This is a genomic window from Streptomyces sp. R-07, assembly GCF_049913175.1.
GTDB lineage: Bacteria > Actinomycetota > Actinomycetes > Streptomycetales > Streptomycetaceae > Streptomyces.
Genome location: NZ_CP183978.1, coordinates 5,918,263 through 5,938,050, shown reverse-complemented (window position 1 = coordinate 5,938,050; position 19,788 = coordinate 5,918,263). Strand labels below are relative to the sequence as shown.

20 protein-coding genes and 2 pseudogenes are annotated in these 19,788 nt (G+C 72.4%); 13 read left to right on the top strand and 9 right to left on the bottom strand.

Annotated features, from left to right (window positions below):
* Positions 1 to 17: 17 nt before the first annotated feature.
* Positions 18 to 1,427: a sensor histidine kinase gene (locus ACN9M0_RS27350; RefSeq protein WP_366038487.1), complete on the bottom strand. Its 1,410-nt coding sequence runs from the start codon at positions 1,425 to 1,427 to the stop codon at positions 18 to 20.
* An 18-nt stretch (positions 1,428 to 1,445) separates the two neighbouring features.
* Positions 1,446 to 2,159: a response regulator transcription factor gene (locus tag ACN9M0_RS27345; RefSeq protein WP_366038486.1), complete on the bottom strand. Its 714-nt coding sequence runs from the start codon at positions 2,157 to 2,159 to the stop codon at positions 1,446 to 1,448.
* Between the two features lie 275 nt (positions 2,160 to 2,434).
* On the opposite strand from ACN9M0_RS27345, the gene ACN9M0_RS27340 reads away from it, so the two are divergent.
* The 8 genes from ACN9M0_RS27340 to ACN9M0_RS27305 all read left to right on the top strand — a co-directional run bounded on the left by ACN9M0_RS27340 (position 2,435) and on the right by ACN9M0_RS27305 (position 8,821).
* Entirely contained in the window at positions 2,435 to 3,220 is a 786-nt protein-coding gene (locus ACN9M0_RS27340) for an amino acid ABC transporter ATP-binding protein (protein WP_366038485.1), read from the top strand.
* Between the two features lie 53 nt (positions 3,221 to 3,273).
* On the top strand, positions 3,274 to 4,095 hold the full coding sequence (locus tag ACN9M0_RS27335) for a glutamate ABC transporter substrate-binding protein (protein ID WP_366038484.1): 822 nt from the start codon (positions 3,274 to 3,276) through the stop codon (positions 4,093 to 4,095).
* Between the two features lie 119 nt (positions 4,096 to 4,214).
* Positions 4,215 to 4,889, top strand: a complete 675-nt coding sequence (locus ACN9M0_RS27330; protein ID WP_366038483.1) for an amino acid ABC transporter permease — start codon at positions 4,215 to 4,217, stop codon at positions 4,887 to 4,889.
* On the top strand, positions 4,886 to 5,776 hold the full coding sequence (locus tag ACN9M0_RS27325) for an amino acid ABC transporter permease (protein ID WP_366038482.1): 891 nt from the start codon (positions 4,886 to 4,888) through the stop codon (positions 5,774 to 5,776). The genes ACN9M0_RS27330 and ACN9M0_RS27325 overlap by 4 nt, the downstream gene beginning before the upstream one ends.
* Before the next feature lie 192 nt (positions 5,777 to 5,968).
* Positions 5,969 to 7,645 carry an FAD-dependent monooxygenase gene (locus ACN9M0_RS27320; protein WP_426404350.1) on the top strand — a complete coding sequence of 559 codons (1,677 nt, stop codon included), beginning with the start codon at positions 5,969 to 5,971 and terminating at the stop codon, positions 7,643 to 7,645.
* A 71-nt stretch (positions 7,646 to 7,716) separates the two neighbouring features.
* A complete protein-coding gene (locus ACN9M0_RS27315; protein ID WP_309506048.1) occupies positions 7,717 to 7,764 on the top strand; it encodes a hypothetical protein in 48 nt (15 codons plus the stop codon).
* Between the two features lie 98 nt (positions 7,765 to 7,862).
* Positions 7,863 to 8,414 (top strand): cysteine dioxygenase, encoded by a 552-nt coding sequence (locus ACN9M0_RS27310; RefSeq protein ID WP_399698814.1) that lies wholly within the window; start codon positions 7,863 to 7,865, stop codon positions 8,412 to 8,414.
* Positions 8,411 to 8,821, top strand: coding sequence for a rhodanese-like domain-containing protein (locus ACN9M0_RS27305; RefSeq protein ID WP_366038479.1), 411 nt, complete (start codon positions 8,411 to 8,413; stop codon positions 8,819 to 8,821). The genes ACN9M0_RS27310 and ACN9M0_RS27305 overlap by 4 nt, the downstream gene beginning before the upstream one ends.
* A gap of 133 nt (positions 8,822 to 8,954) precedes the next feature.
* Here the strand turns inward: ACN9M0_RS27305 and recX are convergent.
* The 3 genes and pseudogenes from recX to ACN9M0_RS27290 form a co-directional block, all read right to left on the bottom strand.
* Positions 8,955 to 9,647, bottom strand: a pseudogene (gene recX, locus ACN9M0_RS27300) (recombination regulator RecX); the annotation flags it as partial.
* Between the two features lie 85 nt (positions 9,648 to 9,732).
* A pseudogene (gene recA, locus ACN9M0_RS27295) lies at positions 9,733 to 10,656 on the bottom strand (recombinase RecA); the annotation flags it as partial.
* 258 nt (positions 10,657 to 10,914) lie between these two features.
* Positions 10,915 to 11,700, bottom strand: a complete 786-nt coding sequence (locus ACN9M0_RS27290) for an SGNH/GDSL hydrolase family protein (RefSeq protein WP_399698812.1) — start codon at positions 11,698 to 11,700, stop codon at positions 10,915 to 10,917.
* Positions 11,701 to 11,812: 112 nt separating this feature from the next.
* Here ACN9M0_RS27290 and ACN9M0_RS27285 point away from each other — a divergent pair, with 112 nt between their 5' ends.
* From ACN9M0_RS27285 to ACN9M0_RS27270, 4 genes are all read left to right on the top strand, one after another.
* Complete coding sequence (locus ACN9M0_RS27285; RefSeq protein WP_399698810.1) at positions 11,813 to 13,060, top strand: sensor histidine kinase; 1,248 nt, start codon at positions 11,813 to 11,815, stop codon at positions 13,058 to 13,060.
* Positions 13,057 to 13,725, top strand: a complete 669-nt coding sequence (locus ACN9M0_RS27280) for a response regulator transcription factor (RefSeq protein WP_366038476.1) — start codon at positions 13,057 to 13,059, stop codon at positions 13,723 to 13,725. Before ACN9M0_RS27285 ends, ACN9M0_RS27280 begins: the two co-directional genes overlap by 4 nt.
* Before the next feature lie 157 nt (positions 13,726 to 13,882).
* Positions 13,883 to 15,199 (top strand): cytochrome ubiquinol oxidase subunit I, encoded by a 1,317-nt coding sequence (locus ACN9M0_RS27275; RefSeq protein WP_366038475.1) that lies wholly within the window; start codon positions 13,883 to 13,885, stop codon positions 15,197 to 15,199.
* Between the two features lie 32 nt (positions 15,200 to 15,231).
* Positions 15,232 to 16,011, top strand: coding sequence for a cytochrome d ubiquinol oxidase subunit II (locus ACN9M0_RS27270; protein WP_366038474.1), 780 nt, complete (start codon positions 15,232 to 15,234; stop codon positions 16,009 to 16,011).
* Between the two features lie 12 nt (positions 16,012 to 16,023).
* On the opposite strand, the gene ACN9M0_RS27265 is transcribed toward ACN9M0_RS27270, so the two are convergent.
* Together ACN9M0_RS27265 and ACN9M0_RS27260 are read right to left on the bottom strand one after the other, a co-directional pair.
* Positions 16,024 to 17,154, bottom strand: coding sequence for an AI-2E family transporter (locus tag ACN9M0_RS27265; RefSeq protein ID WP_399699019.1), 1,131 nt, complete (start codon positions 17,152 to 17,154; stop codon positions 16,024 to 16,026).
* A gap of 262 nt (positions 17,155 to 17,416) precedes the next feature.
* Entirely contained in the window at positions 17,417 to 17,611 is a 195-nt protein-coding gene (locus ACN9M0_RS27260) for a DUF3046 domain-containing protein (RefSeq protein WP_366038473.1), read from the bottom strand.
* 79 nt (positions 17,612 to 17,690) lie between these two features.
* On the opposite strand from ACN9M0_RS27260, the gene ACN9M0_RS27255 reads away from it, so the two are divergent.
* Positions 17,691 to 18,620 carry a hypothetical protein gene (locus tag ACN9M0_RS27255; protein ID WP_366038472.1) on the top strand — a complete coding sequence of 310 codons (930 nt, stop codon included), beginning with the start codon at positions 17,691 to 17,693 and terminating at the stop codon, positions 18,618 to 18,620.
* Between the two features lie 112 nt (positions 18,621 to 18,732).
* Here the strand turns inward: ACN9M0_RS27255 and ACN9M0_RS27250 are convergent, their stop codons facing one another.
* The gene (locus ACN9M0_RS27250; protein ID WP_366038471.1) at positions 18,733 to 19,041 is read right to left on the bottom strand and encodes an AzlD domain-containing protein; all 309 of its coding nucleotides are present in this window, start codon (positions 19,039 to 19,041) and stop codon (positions 18,733 to 18,735) included.
* Positions 19,038 to 19,778 (bottom strand): AzlC family ABC transporter permease, encoded by a 741-nt coding sequence (locus ACN9M0_RS27245; protein ID WP_426404349.1) that lies wholly within the window; start codon positions 19,776 to 19,778, stop codon positions 19,038 to 19,040. Before ACN9M0_RS27245 ends, ACN9M0_RS27250 begins: the two co-directional genes overlap by 4 nt.
* Between the last annotated feature and the right edge of the window lie 10 nt (positions 19,779 to 19,788).

The following is a 19,788-nucleotide window of genomic DNA, read 5'->3' as shown; positions in this document are numbered from 1 at the left end:
AAGCCCTGGCACCGCTCTCAGTGGAGCGTCTCGCGCTCCGCGGGCGCGTGCCGGGGCACCGTGACCGTCACCCGGAGGCCGTGCGGCTCGTTCGGGGCGAAGGTCACTCCTCCCCCTCCCGCCGTGAGCAGCACGCGCGCGATGGAGAGGCCGAGCCCCGAACCCTTGATGTTCTGGTGCCGGCCGGAGCGCCAGAAGCGGTCACCGACCCGGCCGAGCTCCTCCTCGGTGAGGCCGGGCCCCTGGTCGGCGACGACGACGGCGACGGTCGACCGGCCGGGGACGACCGTGACCGTGACCTCTTCCCCGGCGGGGGTGAACTTCAGCGCGTTGTCGATCACCGCGTCGAGGGCGCTGGAGAGGGCCACCGGATCCGCCCAGGCGGTGACCGCCCCGCACTCGCCGGTCAGCGTGACGCCCTTGTCCTCGGCGACGGGACGCCAGGAGGCGACCCGCTCGGCGGTGAGCGCGCCGACGTCGGTGAGCCGCAGCTCGGCCTCCGCGTGCTCGGCGAGGGCCAGGTCGAGAAGGTCGTCGAGGACCTGGGCGAGGCGCTTGCCCTCGGTCCGTACGGAGGCGATCTCCTCGTTGCCCTCGGGGAGCTCCAGGGCGAGGAGCTCGATGCGCAGGAGCAGCGCGGCCAGCGGGTTGCGCAGCTGGTGGGAGGCGTCGGCGACGAAGGCCCGCTGCTGTTCGAGCGCGTCCTCGACGTTGTCGGCCATCTCGTTGAACGAATGGGCGAGGCGGCGCAGTTCGGGCGGCCCGCCGGTGGCGGCGACGCGGGAGTTCATCCGTCCGGTGGCGATGTCGTGGGTGACGGCGTCGAGGACGCGGACGGGTCGCAGCACCCAGCCGGTGAGCCGGAAGGCGGCGCCGACGGCGAGGAGCATCGCGGCGGCCTCGCCCGCGAAGATCAGCAGCCAGCCGCGCAGGATGCGGGAGCGGAGCTGTCCGGTGGGCGAGTCGGTGACGACGACGGCGACGACGTCCCCGTCGCGGACGACGGGGGAGGCGATGGTGAGCCGTGCGTCCGGATGCCAGGGCCAGACCTGGGGCGGGTCGTGACTGCGGCGTCCGAGCAGGGCCTCGTTGAACGCGCGCCGGCTCTCCCCTTCGTACGGGACGACCCAGTCCTCGGGGGCGGCGGCCATGGCGCGGTTGTCGCGGTAGAAGATCCCGGCGCGGATGCCGTACACGTCGTGGTAGCTGGCGAGTTCGCCGCTGAGGGTGGTGCTCCGCTCGTCGGTGCCGGGGCTGCTCTCGCTGACGAACTGGGCGAGGGCGGCGAAGCGCGCGGCGTCGTCGAGCCGGTCGACGACGACCCGCTGCTGCTCGGAGGCGGCGAGGCTGGCGGCGAGCGGGAAGCCGAGGGCGAGCAGGACGCCGGCCATCAGGACGATGAGCAGCGGGAGGAGTCGGGTGCGCACGAAGGGGCCGTCCGGCGGTTACGCGGCGGGGACGACGAGGCGGTAGCCGACGCCGCGCACGGTCTCGATCAGGGCGGGCATCCGCAGCTTGGAGCGCAGGGAGGCGACGTGCACCTCCAGGGTGCGGCCGGTCCCCTCCCAACTGGTGTGCCAGACCTCGCTGATGATCTGCTCGCGGCGGAAGACGACTCCGGGGCGCTGGGCGAGGAGGGCGAGCAGGTCGAACTCCTTGCGGGTGAGCGGGACGCTCTCGCCGTCGACGCTGACCCGGCGGGTGGGCAGCTCGACGGTGACGGCGCCGAGCCGCAGCAGGGTCCCGTCGGCGGCGCCCGCGGTGCCGGTGGTCTCCTCGGTGCCGGCGTTGCGGCGGCTGACGGCGTGGATGCGCGCGAGGAGCTCGCCGGGGTCGTAGGGCTTGACGACGTAGTCGTCGGCGCCGAGGTTGAGCCCGTGGATCCGGGAGCGCACGTCTCCGCGCGCGGTCACCATGATCACCGGGGTGGTGGTGAGCTTCCGGATGCGGCCGCAGACCTGGTAGCCGTCCTGGTCGGGCAGGCCGAGGTCGAGCAGGATCACCCCGTACGAGGGCCGCTCGCCCTGGGCGGTGGGCAGGACGGCCTGGAGGGCCTCCTCGCCGTTGCGGGCGTGGGTGACCGTGAAGCCGTGCTTCGCGAGGATCGCGGAGAGGGCGGCGGCGACGTGGTCGTCGTCCTCGACGAGCAGCAGTCGCATGCGTACCTCCTCCGTGATGGTTGTTCCTGATGGCGGCTCTCTGTGTACCAGGTGGTACCAGGGCATGAACACCGAACATGGGTGTCACAGTCAAGTGTCCCCCTGTTACGCCGCCGTTTCCGTTATGGACCCGGTACGGCCCGGGGAGTCGGCTTCACACACTGTGTCCGGTTGCGGCCGTATCGTTATCCTCAATTTCCGCTCAGATGTGATGACGCTCATCACATCGGGTCTCTAGTGTCCTCCCCAACCGAGGAGGACGGAGCAAGAGGCCGATGAGCGGAGAGTCAGTGTCCAAGGGTCCCGAGGACACCCCGCGCGTCGCAGACGACCTGGTCGTACTGTCCGACGTGAACAAGCACTTCGGCGCACTGCATGTCCTCCAGGACATCGATCTGACGATCACCCGCGGCGAGGTCGTGGTCGTCATCGGACCGTCCGGGTCCGGCAAGTCGACGCTGTGCCGCACGATCAACCGGCTGGAGAGCATCGACTCCGGCACCATCACCATCGACGGCAAGCCGCTGCCGGCGGAGGGCAAGGAGCTCGCCCGGCTGCGTTCCGACGTCGGCATGGTCTTCCAGTCCTTCAACCTCTTCGCGCACAAGACGGTGCTCGAGAACGTGATGCTGGGCCAGATCAAGGTCCGCAAGACGGAGAAGAAGGCCGCCGAGGCGAAGGCCCGTGCCCTGCTCGACCGGGTCGGGGTCGGCACCCAGGCGGACAAGTACCCCGCTCAGCTCTCCGGTGGCCAGCAGCAGCGCGTGGCGATCGCCCGCGCGCTCGCGATGGGCCCGAAGGTCATGCTCTTCGACGAGCCGACCTCGGCCCTGGACCCGGAGATGATCAACGAGGTCCTGGAGGTCATGCAGCAACTGGCACGGGACGGCATGACGATGGTGGTCGTGACCCACGAGATGGGCTTCGCGCGCTCCGCCGCCAACCGGGTCGTCTTCATGGCCGACGGAAAGATCGTCGAGCAGGCCACCCCCGAGGAGTTCTTCAGCAACCCGCGCAGCGACCGGGCCAAGGACTTCCTCTCCAAGATCCTTCACCACTGAGCGAGTTCGGACCTATTCTTCCGAACTCACGCCTACTCAAGGGACTTTCCTCCATGAAGCTTCGCAACGCCTCCGCCGCCGCCGCGGCCGCCGTCGTCCTCGCCCTGACCGCCACCGCCTGTGGCAGCGGCTCGGACTCCGGCAGCAACGGCGACAAGATCAACGTCGGCATCAAGTTCGACCAGCCGGGCCTCGGCCTGAAGACCCCGGACGGCACGTACGCCGGTTTCGACGTCGACGTCGCCAAGTACGTGGCCAAGGAGCTCGGTTACTCCGAAGACAAGATCAACTGGAAGCAGGCGCCGAGCGCCGAGCGCGAGAACCTGATCAAGAACGGTGACGTGAAGTTCGTCGTCGCCAGCTACTCGATCAACGACAAGCGCAAGAAGGAGGTCGACTTCGCGGGCCCGTACTTCCTGACCCACCAGGACCTCCTCGTCCGCGCCGGCGACAACTCGATCACCAAGGTCGAGGACCTCAACTCCAAGAAGCTCTGCTCGGTCACCGGCTCGACCTCCGCGCAGAACGTCAAGGAGAAGCTCGCCCCGAAGGCCGACCTCCAGCAGCTCGGCGGCTACTCCGAGTGCCTCACCGGCCTGGAGAACAAGGCCGTCGACGCCCTGACCACGGACGCCTCCATCCTCGCGGGCTACGCCTCGCAGAAGGAGCACCAGGGCAAGTTCAAGCTCGTCGGCCTGAAGATGAGCGACGAGAACTACGGCATCGGCCTGAAGAAGGGCGATGAGGAGCTGCGCGGCAAGATCAACAAGGCGCTGGAGAAGATGGTCTCCGACGGCACCTGGGAGAAGCTCGTCAAGCAGCACTTCGGCCCCTCGGGCTACAAGTACGAGCCCGCGCCGGCGATCCAGAAGTAACCCGCCCGCCTCCGCCGTGACGGCCGCCCCACGTGCGGGCGGCCGTCGCACCGGCACCGGCCGCCGCCCACACGGCGGCCTCCACACCGACCGACCACCAGGGGAGAGCGCGGGGCATCGTGTTCGACTTTCTTGATTCCGGGCAGTACGACCTGCTCGGCGCCTTCTGGGTGACGGCTCAGCTCGCCCTCTACTCGGCGATCGGCTCACTGGTCTGGGGCACCGCCCTGGTCGCCATGCGGGTCAGCCCGGTCCCGCTCATGCGGGGCTTCGCCACCGCGTACGTCAACATCGTCCGGAACACTCCGCTGACGGTGGTCCTCGTCGCCTGCCTGCTGGGCCTCAACCAGACCCTGCTCGTCACGCTCGGCGGGAAGGGCTCCGAGGGCATCGGCTTCCGGCTCGCCGTCCTCGGCCTCGTCGCGTACACCGGCACCTTCGTCTGCGAGGCGCTGCGCTCGGGCATCAACACCGTCCCGCCGGGCCAGGCCGAGGCCGCCCGCGCGCTGGGCATGACCTTCACCCAGGTCCTGACCGTGGTGGTCCTTCCGCAGGCCTTCCGCGGCGCGGTGACCCCGCTCGCCAACGTCCTGATCGCCCTCACCAAGAACACCACCGTGGCGGCGGCGATCGGCGCCGCCGACGCGGCGTTCCTGATGAAGGAGATGATCGAGAACGAGGCCGACGCGCTCTTCACGGTCTTCGCCATCTTCGCCTTCGGCTTCATCGTCCTCACCCTCCCCACCGGCCTCATCCTGGGCTGGGCGGCCAAGCGACTGGCGGTGAAGCGATGAGCTCCGTCCTGTACGACACTCCCGGCCCGCGCGCCAAGCGGCGCAATGTCGTCTACACGATCGCCTTCCTGGCGGTCCTGGCCCTGGTGGCCTGGTGGGTGCTGGCCGCCCTGGCCGAGAAGCACCAGCTGGACGCCGCCAAGTGGAGCCCGTTCGTCACCGACTCCCGGGTCTGGACGACGTATCTGCTGCCCGGCCTGACGGAGACCCTCAAGGCCGCCGCGCTCGCCATCGTGATCGCCCTGCCGCTCGGCGCGGCCCTCGGCATCGGCCGGCTCTCCGACCACCGCTGGGTGCGTGTGCCCGTCGGCGCGGTCGTGGAGTTCTTCCGCGCCATCCCGGTGCTGCTGCTGATGATGTTCGCGAGCCAGGTGTACGCGCAGTTCACGACCGTCAGCTCCGACTTCCGCCCGCTGTACGCGGTCGTCACCGGCCTGGTGCTCTACAACGCCTCCGTGATCGCCGAGGTCGTCCGGGCCGGCGTGCTCTCGCTGCCCCGGGGGCAGGGCGACGCGGCCGTGGCGCTCGGCATGCGCAAGGGCCAGACCATGCTGTACGTCCTGCTGCCGCAGGCCGTGACCGTCATGCTCCCGGCCCTGGTCAGCCAGCTCGTCGTGATCGTCAAGGACACCGCGCTCGGCGGCGCCCTGCTCGGCTTCGGAGAGCTGCTCAGCCAGAACCGGCAGATCACGGCCAACTACGGTGCCAACACGATCGCCACGTTCGTCGTGATCGCGCTGATCTACATCACCCTCAACTTCCTCCTCACCACCTTCGCCGGCCGCCTGGAGAGGCGGCTGCGCCAGGGCAGGAAGTCCCCCTCGGTGACCCTCCCGGCCCAGGCCGGACCCACCGAGGTGAAGTCGGACGCCGTCAGCGGCGCCTGACCCCGAAGGGGTCCCCGGGACAACAGGGGTGGGCCGGAGCGGTACTGACTTGAGGTCAGCCGCACCGCGCCCACCCCGTCGCTTGACGCGGGCACCCTCAGTGGGTTGCATACGGTCTGTGATCAACCACCGGGCTCGTGCCACACTCAGCTGTGCTGCCCCCATGACCGTCCGGCCTTCAGGAGCCGCGCCGTGGACCCGGTGATCATCGTGGGCGCGGGGCCGGTCGGCCTCGCGCTGTCCCTCGCGCTCGCCGCGCAGGGAGTGCCCAGCGTCGTCCTCGACGAGGGTGCCGGCAAGGAGGAGTCCCGCCCGGCGCGCAGCGTCGTCCTGCGCGCCGACATGGCCGCGATGGTCGAGCGGCTCGGCTGCACGACCCTCCGTGACGAAGGCGTCCGCTGGATCGGCTGGCGCGGGATGCGCCGCCGCCAGGAGGTGCGCCGCCTGACCCTCGACCTGGGGCTCGGCGGTACGGAGGAGTGGTCCGAGGACCCCGACGCGCCCGCCTCCCCGGCCGCCCCGCTGCACATCCCCCAGCACGCCCTGGCCCGCGGACTGCGCGACGCCATCTCCCGCCAGAAGCTGATCCGGCTCGTCACCGAGGCCCGGCTCGACACCATCGAGCAGGACCGGGACGGGGTCGTCGCCCACACCCGCGGCCCGGCGGGCACCTGGTGGCGCGGCAGCCACCTCGTCGGCTGCGACGGGGCCCGTTCGACCGTACGCAAGCTGCTCGGGATCCGCTTCCCCGGCCGCACGGCGGTGGAGCGGCACGCCGTCGCCGCGCTGCGCACCGAACTCCCCTGGCCCGGTGAGGCCCTGTTGCACCGTCAGCCCCCGTGGCGCGGCGCCGCCGAGGAGATCACCGCCCGCCCGCTGCCCGACGGGGTGTGGCGGATCGACTGGCTGCTGCCGCCCCGCGGCGACCTGGTCACCCCGGACGCGCTGGTCGCCCGGATCCGCGAGACCCTGGCCGGCTGGTGCGACGGGGTGACACCCCCGTACGAGCTGATCGACACCGGCGTCCACACCCTGCACCACAGGCTCGCGCGCCGCTGGCGGGTGGACCGGGTCCTCCTCGCCGGGGACGCGGCGCACCTGCTCGGCGCGGTCGGCACCCAGGGCCTCGACGAGGGGCTGAGGGACGTGGACAACCTCGCGTGGAAGCTCGCCCACACCTGGCACCACGGCGGCTCGGACCGGCTGCTCGACAGCTACCAGAGCGAGCGGCGGACGGCCGTCGCGACCCGGCTGCGCGCCGCGGACCAGTCGCTGCCGGTGCTGCGCGGCGGCGGGGGCCTGCGGACGTACCTCCCCGGGGCCGCCCGCGGCCACGACGCCCTGCTGACCGACGGCCACGTGGGGCGCGGCCCGCTCGGCGCGCCCCCGGCGTACCCCCACTCCCCCCTCGCACCCCCGTACACCGAGGGGCAGACTCCCGTGGGCACCCCGGCGGGTGCCCCGGTCGAGGACGTCCGCGTGACCGCCCCCGACGGCACGACCGTACGGCTCCGGGACCGGCTCGGCCAGGGCCGCCTCCTGGTCCTCCTGGTCGCACCCGGCACCGGGGTGTGGGACCGGCGCCACTGGCGGAGCGCGGGAGTGATGCCCCGGCTCGAAGAGGCGGTCCAGGCACTCCCGGTGAAGGCCGAGGTCCTGGTGACGGAGGCCTATCCGGGCGCTCCGGCCCACACCGTCCTGCTCGTACGGCCCGACGGGCACCTCGTCGCCTCCTTCTCCGGGGTCCGTCCGGAGGAGCTGTACGCGGCGGCGGACGCGGCCCGCGGCGGCCCGGCCGCCGAGGAGACGCCCGCGGAGGAGGCCCCGGACGTGCCCGCGGAGAGCGACCGCACGGCGGACATGCATTGATTCCCGCGGGCGCGCATGGTGTACTCCGGAGCGTGACCGACACCGATGTGCGCCTGTGGCGGAGGGTCCATATGGACCTCGTCCGCTATGCGGGCTGCGTGTGTCGCCCGTCCTGCTGATCTCGCCCCTTTCCCCGCGCGCGCCCCACCACCGCCACTGACGCACGTCCGTGTGCCGTGTGCCGCCGCGCCCTTCGCGAACCTCAGGACGGTCACCCGTGCCACTTCCCCCTGCCCTCCCCTCCGACCTCCCCGCCCCTGCCGCCGCCCACGTCTCCGCCCCGACCTCGGCGGAACTCCTCGACTTCGTCCGGCGTACGGCTGCCGACCGGGAACTGGTCGACTCCCTGCCGCTCGACCCCGAGGGCCGTACCTGGGTACGGCTCGACGGTCCCGGCGGCAGCGAGGCCTGGCTCATCGGCTGGCCTCCCGGCACCGGTACCGGCTGGCACGACCACGCCGAGTCGCAGGGCGCCTTCGCGACCGCGCGCGGCACGCTGACCGAGAACGCGCTCGCGGTGCGGCTGCCGGCGGACGGCTGGAAGACCCTGGAACTGGCCGACGGCCTCGACCGCTCCCGGCGACTGCCGGAGGGCACCGCCCGGACCTTCGGCCGCCACCACGTCCACGAGGTGCTCAACGAGTCCACGGACACCCACGCGGTGTCGGTGCACGCCTACTATCCGCCGCTCCCGCTGATCCGGCGGTTCAGCCGGACGGGCGCGGTGCTGCGTCTGGAGCAGGTCGAGCGTCCGGAGGACTGGCAGTGAGCGAGGAGCGGGTGGGCATCGACGAGCTCCTGGAGCGGGTCAGGTCGGGCTTCGACCGGATCGAGCCCCGGGCCGCCCACGAGGCGTACGAGGCGGGTGACGCGCTCCTGGTGGACACGCGCTACGCGGCCCTGCGGGATCGGGACGGCCTGATCCCGGGCGCGCTGATCGTGGAGCGCAACGAACTGGAGTGGCGGCTCGACCCCCTGGGCAGCCACCGCGCGGCGGAGGCCGACAGCCACGACCTGCGGGTGGTGGTCCTCTGCAACGAGGGCTACGCCTCCTCCCTCGCGGCCGAGTCCCTGCGCCGCCTGGGCCTGCACCGGGCGACGGACGTCATCGGCGGCTTCCAGGCCTGGAAGGCGGCCGGCCTCCCGGTCCTCCTCCCGGCCACCCGCACCCCCTGACGGCCGGCCACTCCGGCCGCGCCCCCGCGCCGGGCCACGGGTCCCCCGACCCGTACCTGACGAGACGAGTCCTTCTGTCCCCCCGCGTCAGAAGGGCTCGTCCCGGAAAAGCTCGTCCTCCGACGAGGTCGCCTCAGAAGGGCTCGTCCAGCCCGTCCGTGTCCTCGCCCTCGGCCTCCAGGGCCTGGCGGACGACGCGGAGGGCCATGCCCTCGGGGTATCCCTTGCGGGCGAGCATCCCCGCGAGCCGTCTCAGGCGCCGGTCGCGGTCGAGACCGCGGGTGGCCCGCAGCTTGCGGTCCACGAGCTCGCGCGCCGTGGCCTCCTCCTGCTCGGAGTCGAGCCGCTCCACCGCCTCCTGGATGAGGGTCGGCTCGACGCCCTTGGTGCGCAGCTCCCTGGCGAGGGCCCGCCGGGCTAGGCCCCGGCCGTGGTGGCGGGACTCCACCCAGGCCCCCGCGAAGGCGGCGTCGTCGATGAGACCGACGTCCTCGAAGCGGGAGAGGACCTCCTCCGCCACCTCGTCGGGGATCTCCCGCTTGCGCAGCGCGTCGGCCAGCTGCTTGCGCGTGCGGGGGTTCCCGGTGAGCAGGCGCAGGCAGATCGCGCGCGCCCGCTCAGCCGGATCCTGGGGTGACAGCTCCTTCTCGGCCCTCGACGAGTCGGGGCTGTCACCCGGCCATTCGGTGCGACCGGTCACCGGTTCAGCTCTTGACCGCGGTGGCCTTGGTCGCCTTCGCGGTCTTGCTCGCGGGAGCCGGGACGCTCTTGGCGGCGTCGTCCGTCGCGTCGGCGGCGCCCGCCGCGTCCGCGCCGGGCTCGGCCGACGGCGCCTCGGGCCGGACGCCGACGCCCAGCTTCTCCTTGATCTTCTTCTCGATCTCGTTGGCGAGGTCGGGGTTGTCCTTCAGGAAGTTGCGGGCGTTCTCCTTGCCCTGGCCGAGCTGGTCGCCCTCGTACGTGTACCAGGCACCCGCCTTGCGGACGAAGCCGTGCTCCACGCCCATGTCGATCAGGCCGCCCTCGCGGCTGATGCCCTGGCCGTAGAGGATGTCGAACTCGGCCTGCTTGAACGGCGGCGCGACCTTGTTCTTGACGACCTTGACGCGGGTGCGGTTGCCGACCGCGTCCGTGCCGTCCTTGAGGGTCTCGATGCGACGGATGTCGAGGCGCACCGAGGCGTAGAACTTCAGGGCGCGACCACCGGTCGTGGTCTCCGGCGAGCCGAACATCACGCCGATCTTCTCGCGGAGCTGGTTGATGAAGATCGCGGTGGTCTTGGACTGGTTCAGCGCGCTGGTGATCTTCCGGAGGGCCTGGCTCATCAGGCGGGCCTGGAGACCCACGTGCGAGTCGCCCATCTCGCCCTCGATCTCCGCACGCGGGACGAGCGCGGCGACGGAGTCGATGACGATCAGGTCGAGGGCGCCGGAGCGGACCAGCATGTCGACGATCTCGAGGGCCTGCTCGCCGTTGTCCGGCTGGGACAGGATGAGGTTGTCGATGTCGACGCCGAGCTTCTTGGCGTACTCGGGGTCGAGGGCGTGCTCGGCGTCCACGAAGGCGACCTGGCCGCCGGCCTTCTGTGCGTTGGCCACGGCGTGCAGGGTCAGGGTCGTCTTGCCGGAGGACTCCGGTCCGTAGACCTCCACGACACGGCCGCGCGGCAGACCGCCGACGCCGAGCGCGATGTCGAGGGCGGTCGATCCGGTGGAGATCACCTCGATCGGCTCCTGGACGCGGTCACCCATGCGCATCACGGCGCCCTTGCCGAATTGGCGTTCAATCTGTGCGAGCGCGGCGTCGAGCGCCTTCTCGCGGTCGGTTCCTGCCATGGGTTCCACCCGGTTTGCTTGAGTCGATCGCTTCATGTGAAAGACGCTAACCCCTGCCACTGACAATGGGCCCCGACGTCCCCTCCGGCCTGTGGACAACTCGGCGACAAGCCCGTGTTTCCAAGGGTCGGACTCCCATGAGAATGGATGTTCGATTTTAGTGTCAAGCGCACCACGCGGCCTCCCGAGGAGCACTCTGAAGCGTCAGAGGTGCCGGGCAGGGGGCCCGTGGGACCCGTCCCGGTCGGAGCGGATCTCCTACCGGGGGACCCGGGCCACCGGCAGCAGTTCCGGCCGCTTGGCGCGGCGGGCGTCGCCGGACGAGCGGCCGCGCAGGCGCCTGCCGAGCCAGGGGCCGAGGAAGGACCCGGCCCAGCGGAGTTCGGCGGTCACCGCGCCCCACCCCGCGGGGAGGGCCTGCGGGGGCAGGGGGCGGGTCCAGGAGTCGTCGGAACCGGGCAGTGCGAGCGCCTGGGCGACGGCGGCGGCGATCCGCGCGTGGCCGATCGGCCCGGCGTGCAGCCGGTCGGGGCTCCACAGCCGGGGGTCGGTGACGACGGGATGGTGGGAGGTCTCGACGACGGTGACGCCGTGCCGGCGCGAGGCGGCGCGGATCCGCTCGTTGAGGGCCTCGACGCGGGGCCCGAGCGGCCGGGCCAGCGGGGTGATCCGGCCGACGTCGGGGAAGGTGAGGGTGGCGACGCGCGCCCCCTGCCCGGTCAGCGCGGCGAACATCGCCTCCAGGTGGCCGGCCGTCGCGTCCACGTCGAAGCGGGGCCGCAGCAGGTCGTTGACGCCGGCGACGACCGTGGCGAGGTCCGGCCGGAGCGCGAGCGCGGGACCGAGCTGTTCGGCGCGCACCTGGCCGGAGAGACGGCCCCGAACGGCCAGGTTGGCGTAGAGCACGTCGGGGCACTCGCGCGCGAGCAGCTCCGCGAGCCGGTCCGCCCACCCGCGCAGCCCGACGGCGTCGTCACCGTCACCGAGCCCTTCCGTCTGACTGTCCCCCAGGGCGACGTACCGCAGAAACGTGCCGTCCGACATGGACCCCGCCTTCCCTCGACCCTCTGCGCACCATCCCCATCATAGTCACTTCCTTTACTAACCAACTTGACTACAAGGGTCCGGAGGCGCCCTCCGGCCTATCCTTCGACCCATGCCCCTCCCCCTCCACGCCCCCGCCGGCGGCCGCCTGTCACCCAGGGCCGCCGACGCCGTCGTGGCGGGTGTCGTGCTGCTCGTCGTGGCGGTCTGGACGCTCGTCTCGGCGCAGTACACGAGCGAGCCCGCGCTCCGCACGGCGCTCGGCTGGGCGCTGATCCTGACCGGCTGCGGGGCGCTGTACTTCCGGCGGCGGCAGCCGGTCGCCGTGGCCGTGGTCACGCTGCTCGCCTGCGTCGTCTACTACCCGCTGTCCACCCAGGACGGCCCGCTCATGATCGCCTTCGCCCTCGCGCTGTACACGACCGCCGCCGAGGGCCGGTTCGCCGCCGCCGTCGCGCTCGCGGCCGTCACGCTGCTCGCGGTCGGCTTCGGCGAGATCCGGCAGCAGCCCGGCCACCGGCAGATCGACGACACCTCGCTCGCCATGCTGGCCGGCTGGCTGATCAGCCTCGTCGCCGTGGGCCGGGCCCAGCGCACCCGGCTCGCCTACCTCCACGAGGTGGAGCAGCGGGCGCTCGCCGCCGAGCGGGAACAGGAAGCCCGCGCCCGGCAGTCCGCCACCGAGGAGCGGCTGCGGATCGCCCGGGAGGTGCACGACGTGCTCGGGCACAGCATCTCGCTGATCAACGTCCAGTCCGGCGCGGCCCTGCACCGGCTCGGCAAGAAGCCGGCCCCCGAGGTCGGTCTCGTCATCGCCACCGAGGCCCTGGAGGCGGTGAAGGCGACCAGCAAGGACGCGCTGCGCGAGCTGCGGGCGACCCTCGGGGTGCTGCGCCGGGCCGACGAGGCCACACCGACCACGCCCTCCTCCGGTCTGGCGCTCCTCGGCGACCTCGCGGAGCGCGCCCGGAGCGCGGGCCTCGACGTCCGTACGCGCACCACAGGCACGCCCGTACCGCTGCCGCCGCCCGTCGACCTCGCCGCGTACCGGATCGTCCAGGAGTCGCTGACGAACGTCACCCGCCACGCGGGCGCGAGGACCGTGTCGATCACCCTGGACTGGGGCTCCGACGCGGTACGGCTGCGGATCGCGGACGACGGCGAGGGCGCGCCGGAGGGCCGGCCGACGGGCAGCGGCATCCGGGGCATGGCGGAGCGGGCCCGCGCGTTCGGCGGGGAGCTCACCGCCCGGAACGAGGACGGCGGCGGTTTCCTGGTGGACGCCCGCCTGCCCCTGGCCACACCCACCGCGTCGACCGAACCCACCGATCCCACCACGTCCGAGAGGGACTCCCGATGATCCGTGTCGTGCTCGCCGACGACCAGACCCTGGTCCGGGCCGGCTTCCGGTCGATCCTCTCCGACGAGGAGGACATCGAGGTCGTCGGCGAGGCCGGGGACGGGGAGGACGCGATCGGGCTCGCCCGCGAACTGCGCCCGGACGTCGTCCTGATGGACATCCGCATGCCGGTGCTCGACGGCCTCGAAGCCACCCGCCGCATCACCGCCGACGCGCGGCTCGAAGGGGTGCGGGTGGTCATCCTGACCACGTTCGACGCGGACGACCACGTGTACGGGGCGCTGCGCGCCGGCGCCTCGGGCTTCCTCGTCAAGGACACCGAGCCGATGGAACTGCTGCACGCGGTACGGGTCGTGGCGCGCGGCGACGCCCTGATCTCCCCGGCCGTGACCCGCCGTCTGATCTCCGAGTTCGCCGGGCTCGCCGGCCGGCAGCCGGACCCGAGCCCCCGGCTCAACGCCCTCACCGAGCGGGAGCGCGAGGTGCTCGGCCTGGTGGGCGCCGGGCTCTCCAACGACGAGATCGCAGGCCGGCTCGTGCTCTCCCCCGCCACCGCCAAGACCCATGTCAGCCGCATCATGACCAAGCTGGCCGTGCGCGACCGGGCGCAGCTGGTGATCCTGGCGTACGAGTCCGGGATGATCACCCCGGGCTGGCTGGCCTGACACGGCCGTCACCGGCCCGGCACGTCCCTTAGGGGACGGAGCACCACGGGGACAACTCAGGGGGTACGCCCGCGTGGGGCGGCGCAACCTCCGGGGTACGGCCGGTGTCCACCCCGGGGGGACGCCGGCCCCCTGACCGTACGCCCACGCTGACCGGGTGAATCAGGACGTACTCGATCTCGCGCGGCTGCAGTTCGCCCTCACCGCGGGCGGCCACTTCCTCTTCGTGGCCCTCACCCTGGGGCTCGCGACCGTCGTGGCCGTGCTCCAGACCCGGGCGACGTTCAGCCGGAAGCCGCTGGACGCGCGCATGGTGCGGTTCTGGGGCCAGCTGTACGTGATCAACTACGCGGTCGGGATCGTCACCGGCCTCGTGATGGAGTTCCAGTTCGGCATGGCCTGGAGCGGGCTCACCCACGAGGCGGGCAATGTCCTCGGGGCATCGCTCGCCGTCGAGACGATCGTCGCCTTCTTCGTCGAGTCGACCTTCCTCGGCCTGTGGATCTTCGGCTGGAACCGGCTCAACCGCTGGGCCCATCTGGCCGCGATCTGGATCGTCGTCCTGACCGCCTACGTCTCGGCGTACTGGATCCTCGTCTCCAACGGCTTCCTCAACCACCCCGTGGGGTACGGCTCCGAGGACGGCGAGCTCGTCCTCGACGACCCGCTCGCGGTGCTGACCAACCCCTCCGCGCTCCTCGCCTTCGGGCACGTCCTGGCGGGCGCGCTGCTCACCGCGGGCTTCTTCATGGCCGGGGTGAGCGCGTACCACCTCTTCCGGCGCACCCCGGAGTGGGAGTTCTTCGGCCGCAGCCTGCGCATCGGAGTCTTCCTGTCGGCGCCCGCGCTGATGGCGGCGGCGGTCTTCGGCGGGCTGCAGTTCGGCGCCCTCACCACCTTCCAGCCCATGAAGTCGGCCGTCTTCAGCGGGAAGGCGGCCGAGATCGCGCGGATCCAGGCGGAGATGACGGACCGCTTCGGGCCGGGCGACTACGTGCCCTCGGAGGCGTGGACGCGGGGCGGCGGTCTGGTGATGCTCATCTGCTTCGCGCTGATGATGTACCTGTGCTTCGCCGGGGTGATCCTGGCCTGCTTCAAGAAGGTCGTCTTCCGGTTCCGGCTCTGGCACCTCGTCCTGATGGCGGCCGTGCCACTGCCGTACCTCGCGATGATCAGCGGCTGGGTGTTCCGGGAGGCGGGACGGCAGCCGTGGGTGGTCTACGGGCTCCTCAGGACGGAGGACGCGGTCTCGGACCTCTCCCCCGGCACCATGCGCCTCTCCCTCACCGTCTTCACCACCGTCTTCGTCCTGCTCGCCCTCCTCAACGCCTGGCTCCTCGCCCGGCACGCCCGCCGCGGCCCCGTCGAGGCAGGCCTCGGCCACGACGAGCGCCGGTCCGCCGGGGCGGCCGGCGGAGAGGAAGAGGCGCCGCCGGCCGACCCGGCGGACTCGCTGCCCGCTCCCCGCTACTGAACAGCCCGCACCACCGATACCGAGGAGCCCTCGTGGAGACCCTGGCCATCGCCCTGCTCGCCTTCTTCACCGTGGGCTGGTTCGTCCTCGCCGGAGCGGACATCGGCACCGGCATGCTCACCCCCTGGCTCGGCCGGAACGACCGCGAGCGGCGCCTCGTCCTCGCCTCCTTCGCCCCCTTCTTCCTGGGCAACGAGGTCTGGCTGGTCGCCGCCGCCGGCGTCCTCGTCGGCTGCTTCCCCGCCCTTGAGGGGGAGCTCCTGAGCGGCCAGTTCCCGGTCCTCGTGGCCCTCCTCACCGGCTGGATCCTCCGGGACGCGGGGCTCTGGTCGCGCGGCCGGGGCCCCGGGCCCCGCTGGCGCGCGGGCTGCGACGCCGCCGTGGCGTGCGGCAGCTGGACCGTCGCGCTCTCCTGGGGATGGCTGCTCGCGGCCCTGCTGACCGGGCATCCGTACGCCCCGGCGACGGGCCCCACGGCGGTGCTCACCGCGCTCGCGGTGGCCGCGCTGTTCGCCGCGCACGGGCTCGGATTCGCCGCGCTGCGCCTCACGGACGTGCCGTACGAGCGGGCCCGCCGGCTCGTCGGACGCGCCGGGCGCCCCTGGCAGTCCTTCGCGCTCACCGGCGCCCTGCTCGCCGGGCTGCCGCTCTGGGCGGGGACGGCGCTGCCGCTGGCCGGGCGGACGGCCTCCGCCGCCACGCTCGTCCTGCTGGTGCCCGCCCTCCTGGTCGTCACCCCGCTCCTGGTGGCCGTCCAGGCGTGGATCTGGCACGCCTTCCGGCACCGGGTGACCGGCCCTTCGTACCTCTGAGTCCGCGAAGGCTCAGGACTCCCCCTGCGAGGACTCCTTCTTGTGGTGCAGGGCCTTCTGCAGCCGGGCCACGACCGCCTCGCCGTATCTCCGGTGGCCGTGCACGCGCGGGTCGTCCGTGACGTCGTACCGCTTCACGTACGCGCCGAGGAAGGCCTGGAGGGTGGCGACGGCCGGAATGGCGATCAGCGCGCCGACGGCCCCGAGCAGCGCCGTGCCCGCGATGACCGAGCCGAAGGCCACCGCCGGGTGGATGTCCACGGTCTTCGAGGTGAGCTTCGGCTGCAGCACGTAGTTCTCGAACTGCTGGTAGACCACGACGAAGCCGAGCACCCACAGGGCGTACCAGGGGTTGACCGTGAAGGCGATCAGCATCGGCAGGGCACCCGCCAGATAGGTGCCGATGGTCGGGATGAACTGCGAGACCAGGCCGACCCACACGGCGAGCGCCGGGGCGTACGGCACGCCCAGGATCTCGAAGAGCACGAAGTGCGCGATGCCCGAGATGAGGGCCATCAGGCCGCGCGAGTAGAGGTAGCCGCCGGTCTTGTCGACGGCGATCTCCCACGCCCGCAGGACCTCGGTCTGCCGGGCCGGCGGCAGGACGGAGCAGAGCGCGCGCCGCAGCCGGGGCCCGTCGGCCGCGAAGTAGAACGAGAACAGGAAGATCGTGAGGAGCCGGAAGAGTCCGCCGAGGACGGTGGCGGAGACGTCGAGGACGCCGGACGCGCTGTTCTGCACGTACTTCTGCAGCCAGTCGGAGCTCAGCACGCTGTCCTGGACCTCGACGCGGGAGAGCTCCGTGTGGAAGTTCTGGTTGATCCAGTTGATCAGCGAGTCGAGGTACTTGGGGAAGTTCTCGACCATGTCCACGATCTGGCCGGCGAGCATCGAGCCGAGGAGCACGACGAAGCCGACGCCGAAGACCGTGACGGCGAAGAAGACGAGGAAGGTGGCGAGGCCGCGGCGCATCCCGCGCGCCGCCATGCGCCCGACCGCCGGTTCGATGGCGAGGGCGAGGAAGAAGGCGAGCAGGATGTTGACGAGGAGGCCGACGAGCTGGTGGAAGGCCCAGTTGCCCAGCTGGAAGACGGCGTAGAGCGCGAGGGCGAGCACGATCGCGCGGGGCAGCCAGCGCGGCATCCGCGCGGCCCCGGCGGCCGGCGCGGTCGCCGGGGCCGCCGGCACGGCCGCCGGAGCGGCGGGCACGGCGACCGCGACGCTCCCTCCGGCCGCGGCTCCGGCGGCCGGAGACGCCGTCGCGTCGGTCACATCGGGCACATCGTCGGGTTCGGTCTTGTCGGTGTCGTCAGTCGGGGCCACCCCGCCAGTCTCGCGCACCGCTCGGACATTCCGCCCGGGCCCCCGCACATCCCCTCCGGTCACCCCGCGGTTCGCCTTCCGGTCACCGCTTGTCGGCCGGTACGTCGAGGGCCGCGCAGACGGCACGCCACACGTCCTTCGCCTCCCAGCCGGCGTCCAGCGCCTCCCGTACCGTCCGGCCTCCGAGCTCGGCCATCACATGGTCGCGCGCGAAGGACTCGGCGTAGGACCCGCCGAAGTGGTCGGACATCCGCTCCCAGAAAATCGTCAACCGCATGACCCCAGTATCCCGCTCCCAAGAGTGCAGCCCGCTCCTCAGGCCTTGTCACCGCGCTTTTCCGCCCTACCGTCGGAGCATGGCCGAAAACCCCCTCCCCTCCCCGCCCTCGACTCCCCTGGCGCGCGCCGAGCGTTTCGTCTGGCTGACGGCCCGCGTCCTCGAACAGCGCCGGTTCGCCTACCACTTCCTGCGCGGTGGCGCGGACCACGTCGAGACGGCCCTCATGGCGTACCTCAACGAGGACGGCGGCTACGGACACGCGCTGGAACCGGATCTGCGCGGCCCGGTGAGCCAGCCGCTGCACACCGCGCACGGGCTGCGGGTCCTGGACTCCATCGGCCGCTGCGGCGGACTGCGCGTGGAGCGGATCTGCCGCTACCTCACGGACGTGTCGACGCACGAGGGGGCGCTCCCGGCGATCCACCCGTCCCAGCGCGGCTACCCCTCGGCGCCCTTCGTCCCGGTCGTCGACTCCCCCCCGAGCGCCCTGCTCTCGACCGGCCCGGTGGTCGGGGTGCTGCACCGCAACCAGGTGTGGCACGCGTGGCTGTTCCGGGCCACCGAGTTCTGCTGGTCGGCCGTGGAGTCGCTGGAGAAGTCCCATCCGTACGAGATCCAGGCCGCCGTCGCCTTCCTGGACGGGGCCCCCGACCGGCCGCGCGCGGAGGCGGCCGCCGACCGGCTCGGACGGCTCGTCCGCGAGCAGCGGCTCGCCGTCCTGGACCCCGACCGGCCGGAGGACTACCCGGTCGCGGACGGGTACGCGCCCGGCGAGCACCACTACCCGCACGACTACGCGCGCGTGCCGGACTCCCTGGCCGGGCGCTGGTTCACGGACGAGGAGATGGCCCGGTCGCTCGACCACCTCGAAGCCGAGCAGCAGGAGGACGGCGGCTGGCCCATCCACTGGCGTGCCTGGGCGCCGGGCTCGGCCCTGGAGTGGCGCCCGATCGTCACCGTCGAGGCACTGCGCACCCTCCGGGCACACGGCCGCGCCATCGGCTGAGCCGACCGGCACCGAGGTCCCGGGGCAGGCCGTGGGCCGCCGCCCCCGGGACCCCCGCCTGACCGGCAGCGAGGTCCCCGGGCCCGCCCTGGCCCACCCCGGGACCCGCCCGTCACCAGCCCAGGGCCCGTACCCCCGCCGTGACGGCGACGGCCGCGCCCACGACGACCAGGAACGGCGCGCGCAGGACGAGGGCGACGGCGGCCGCGGCGAGCCCTGCGGCGCGGGCGTCCAGGACGAGGTCGCCGCCCGTGCTGAAGGTCTGCTGGGCGGTGAGCGCGGCGAGCAGCGCGACGGGGAGCAGGGCGGCGAGCCGCTGGACGAGCGGGCGCTCCAGCGCTCCGGCGGGCACGAGCAGGCCGATCAGCTTGACGAGGTAGCACCCGGCGGCGGTGAGGGCGATCGCGATCCACACGTTCATCGGGAGTCCTTCTCTCGTCCGGTGGGAGCCGTGCGCCGGCCCTGGGCCCAGAGCACGGCGGGCGCGGCGAGGGCGGCGGCGAGGACGGGGACGCCGGCGGGCAGGACGGGCAGCAGCCCGAGGCCGAGCAGCACGGCGATCCCGGCGGTGGCGCGCTCGGTCGCGGACTTCAGCATGGGGGCGAGCAGGGCCAGGAAGACGGCGGGCCCGGCCGCGTCCAGCCCCCAGGCCGCGGTGTCGCCGATCGCCTCGGCCCCGAGGGCCCCCAGGAACGTGGTCAGGTTCCACAGGACGTACAGGGTGAGCCCGGTGACGGTGAAGCCGAGCCGGGCGGTCCGGCGGGACGGCTGGGCGAGCGCGACGGCCGTGGTCTCGTCGATCACCCAGTGCGCGGCGAAGGGCCGGACGGACCTCGGCAGGGCGAGGAGCTGGGAGAGCCGCAGCCCGTAGAAGGCGTTGCGGGTGCCCAGGAAGAAGGCGCCGGCGGCGGCCGTGAAGGGGTTGCCGCCCGCGGCGAGCGCTCCGACCAGGGCGAACTGCGAGGCGCCGGTGAAGACGAGCAGGCTGAGGACGCAGGTCTGGAGGAGGCTGAGGCCGGAGCCGGCCGAGGTCACGCCGAAGGCGAAGCCGGAGAGCCCGACGGCGACGCCGACGCCGAGCGCGTCGCGGACGACGGCCGCGTCGGGCTTGGCCGGGGTGCCGTCGCGTATGACGGGAGGTGCTGTCTGTTCTGCCACGTCAAGGACG

Coding starts and splice junctions, on each gene's coding strand:
- ACN9M0_RS27345 (WP_366038486.1), bottom strand. CDS start 2,159: ATGCGACTGCTGCTCGTCGAGGACGACGACCACGTCGCCGCCGCCCTC.
- ACN9M0_RS27340 (WP_366038485.1), top strand. CDS start 2,435: ATGAGCGGAGAGTCAGTGTCCAAGGGTCCCGAGGACACCCCGCGCGTC.
- ACN9M0_RS27335 (WP_366038484.1), top strand. CDS start 3,274: ATGAAGCTTCGCAACGCCTCCGCCGCCGCCGCGGCCGCCGTCGTCCTC.
- ACN9M0_RS27325 (WP_366038482.1), top strand. CDS start 4,886: ATGAGCTCCGTCCTGTACGACACTCCCGGCCCGCGCGCCAAGCGGCGC.
- ACN9M0_RS27290 (WP_399698812.1), bottom strand. CDS start 11,700: ATGTCGGACGGCACGTTTCTGCGGTACGTCGCCCTGGGGGACAGTCAG.
- ACN9M0_RS27285 (WP_399698810.1), top strand. CDS start 11,813: ATGCCCCTCCCCCTCCACGCCCCCGCCGGCGGCCGCCTGTCACCCAGG.
- ACN9M0_RS27280 (WP_366038476.1), top strand. CDS start 13,057: ATGATCCGTGTCGTGCTCGCCGACGACCAGACCCTGGTCCGGGCCGGC.
- ACN9M0_RS27265 (WP_399699019.1), bottom strand. CDS start 17,154: ATGCCGCGCTGGCTGCCCCGCGCGATCGTGCTCGCCCTCGCGCTCTAC.
- ACN9M0_RS27260 (WP_366038473.1), bottom strand. CDS start 17,611: ATGCGGTTGACGATTTTCTGGGAGCGGATGTCCGACCACTTCGGCGGG.
- ACN9M0_RS27255 (WP_366038472.1), top strand. CDS start 17,691: ATGGCCGAAAACCCCCTCCCCTCCCCGCCCTCGACTCCCCTGGCGCGC.
- ACN9M0_RS27250 (WP_366038471.1), bottom strand. CDS start 19,041: ATGAACGTGTGGATCGCGATCGCCCTCACCGCCGCCGGGTGCTACCTC.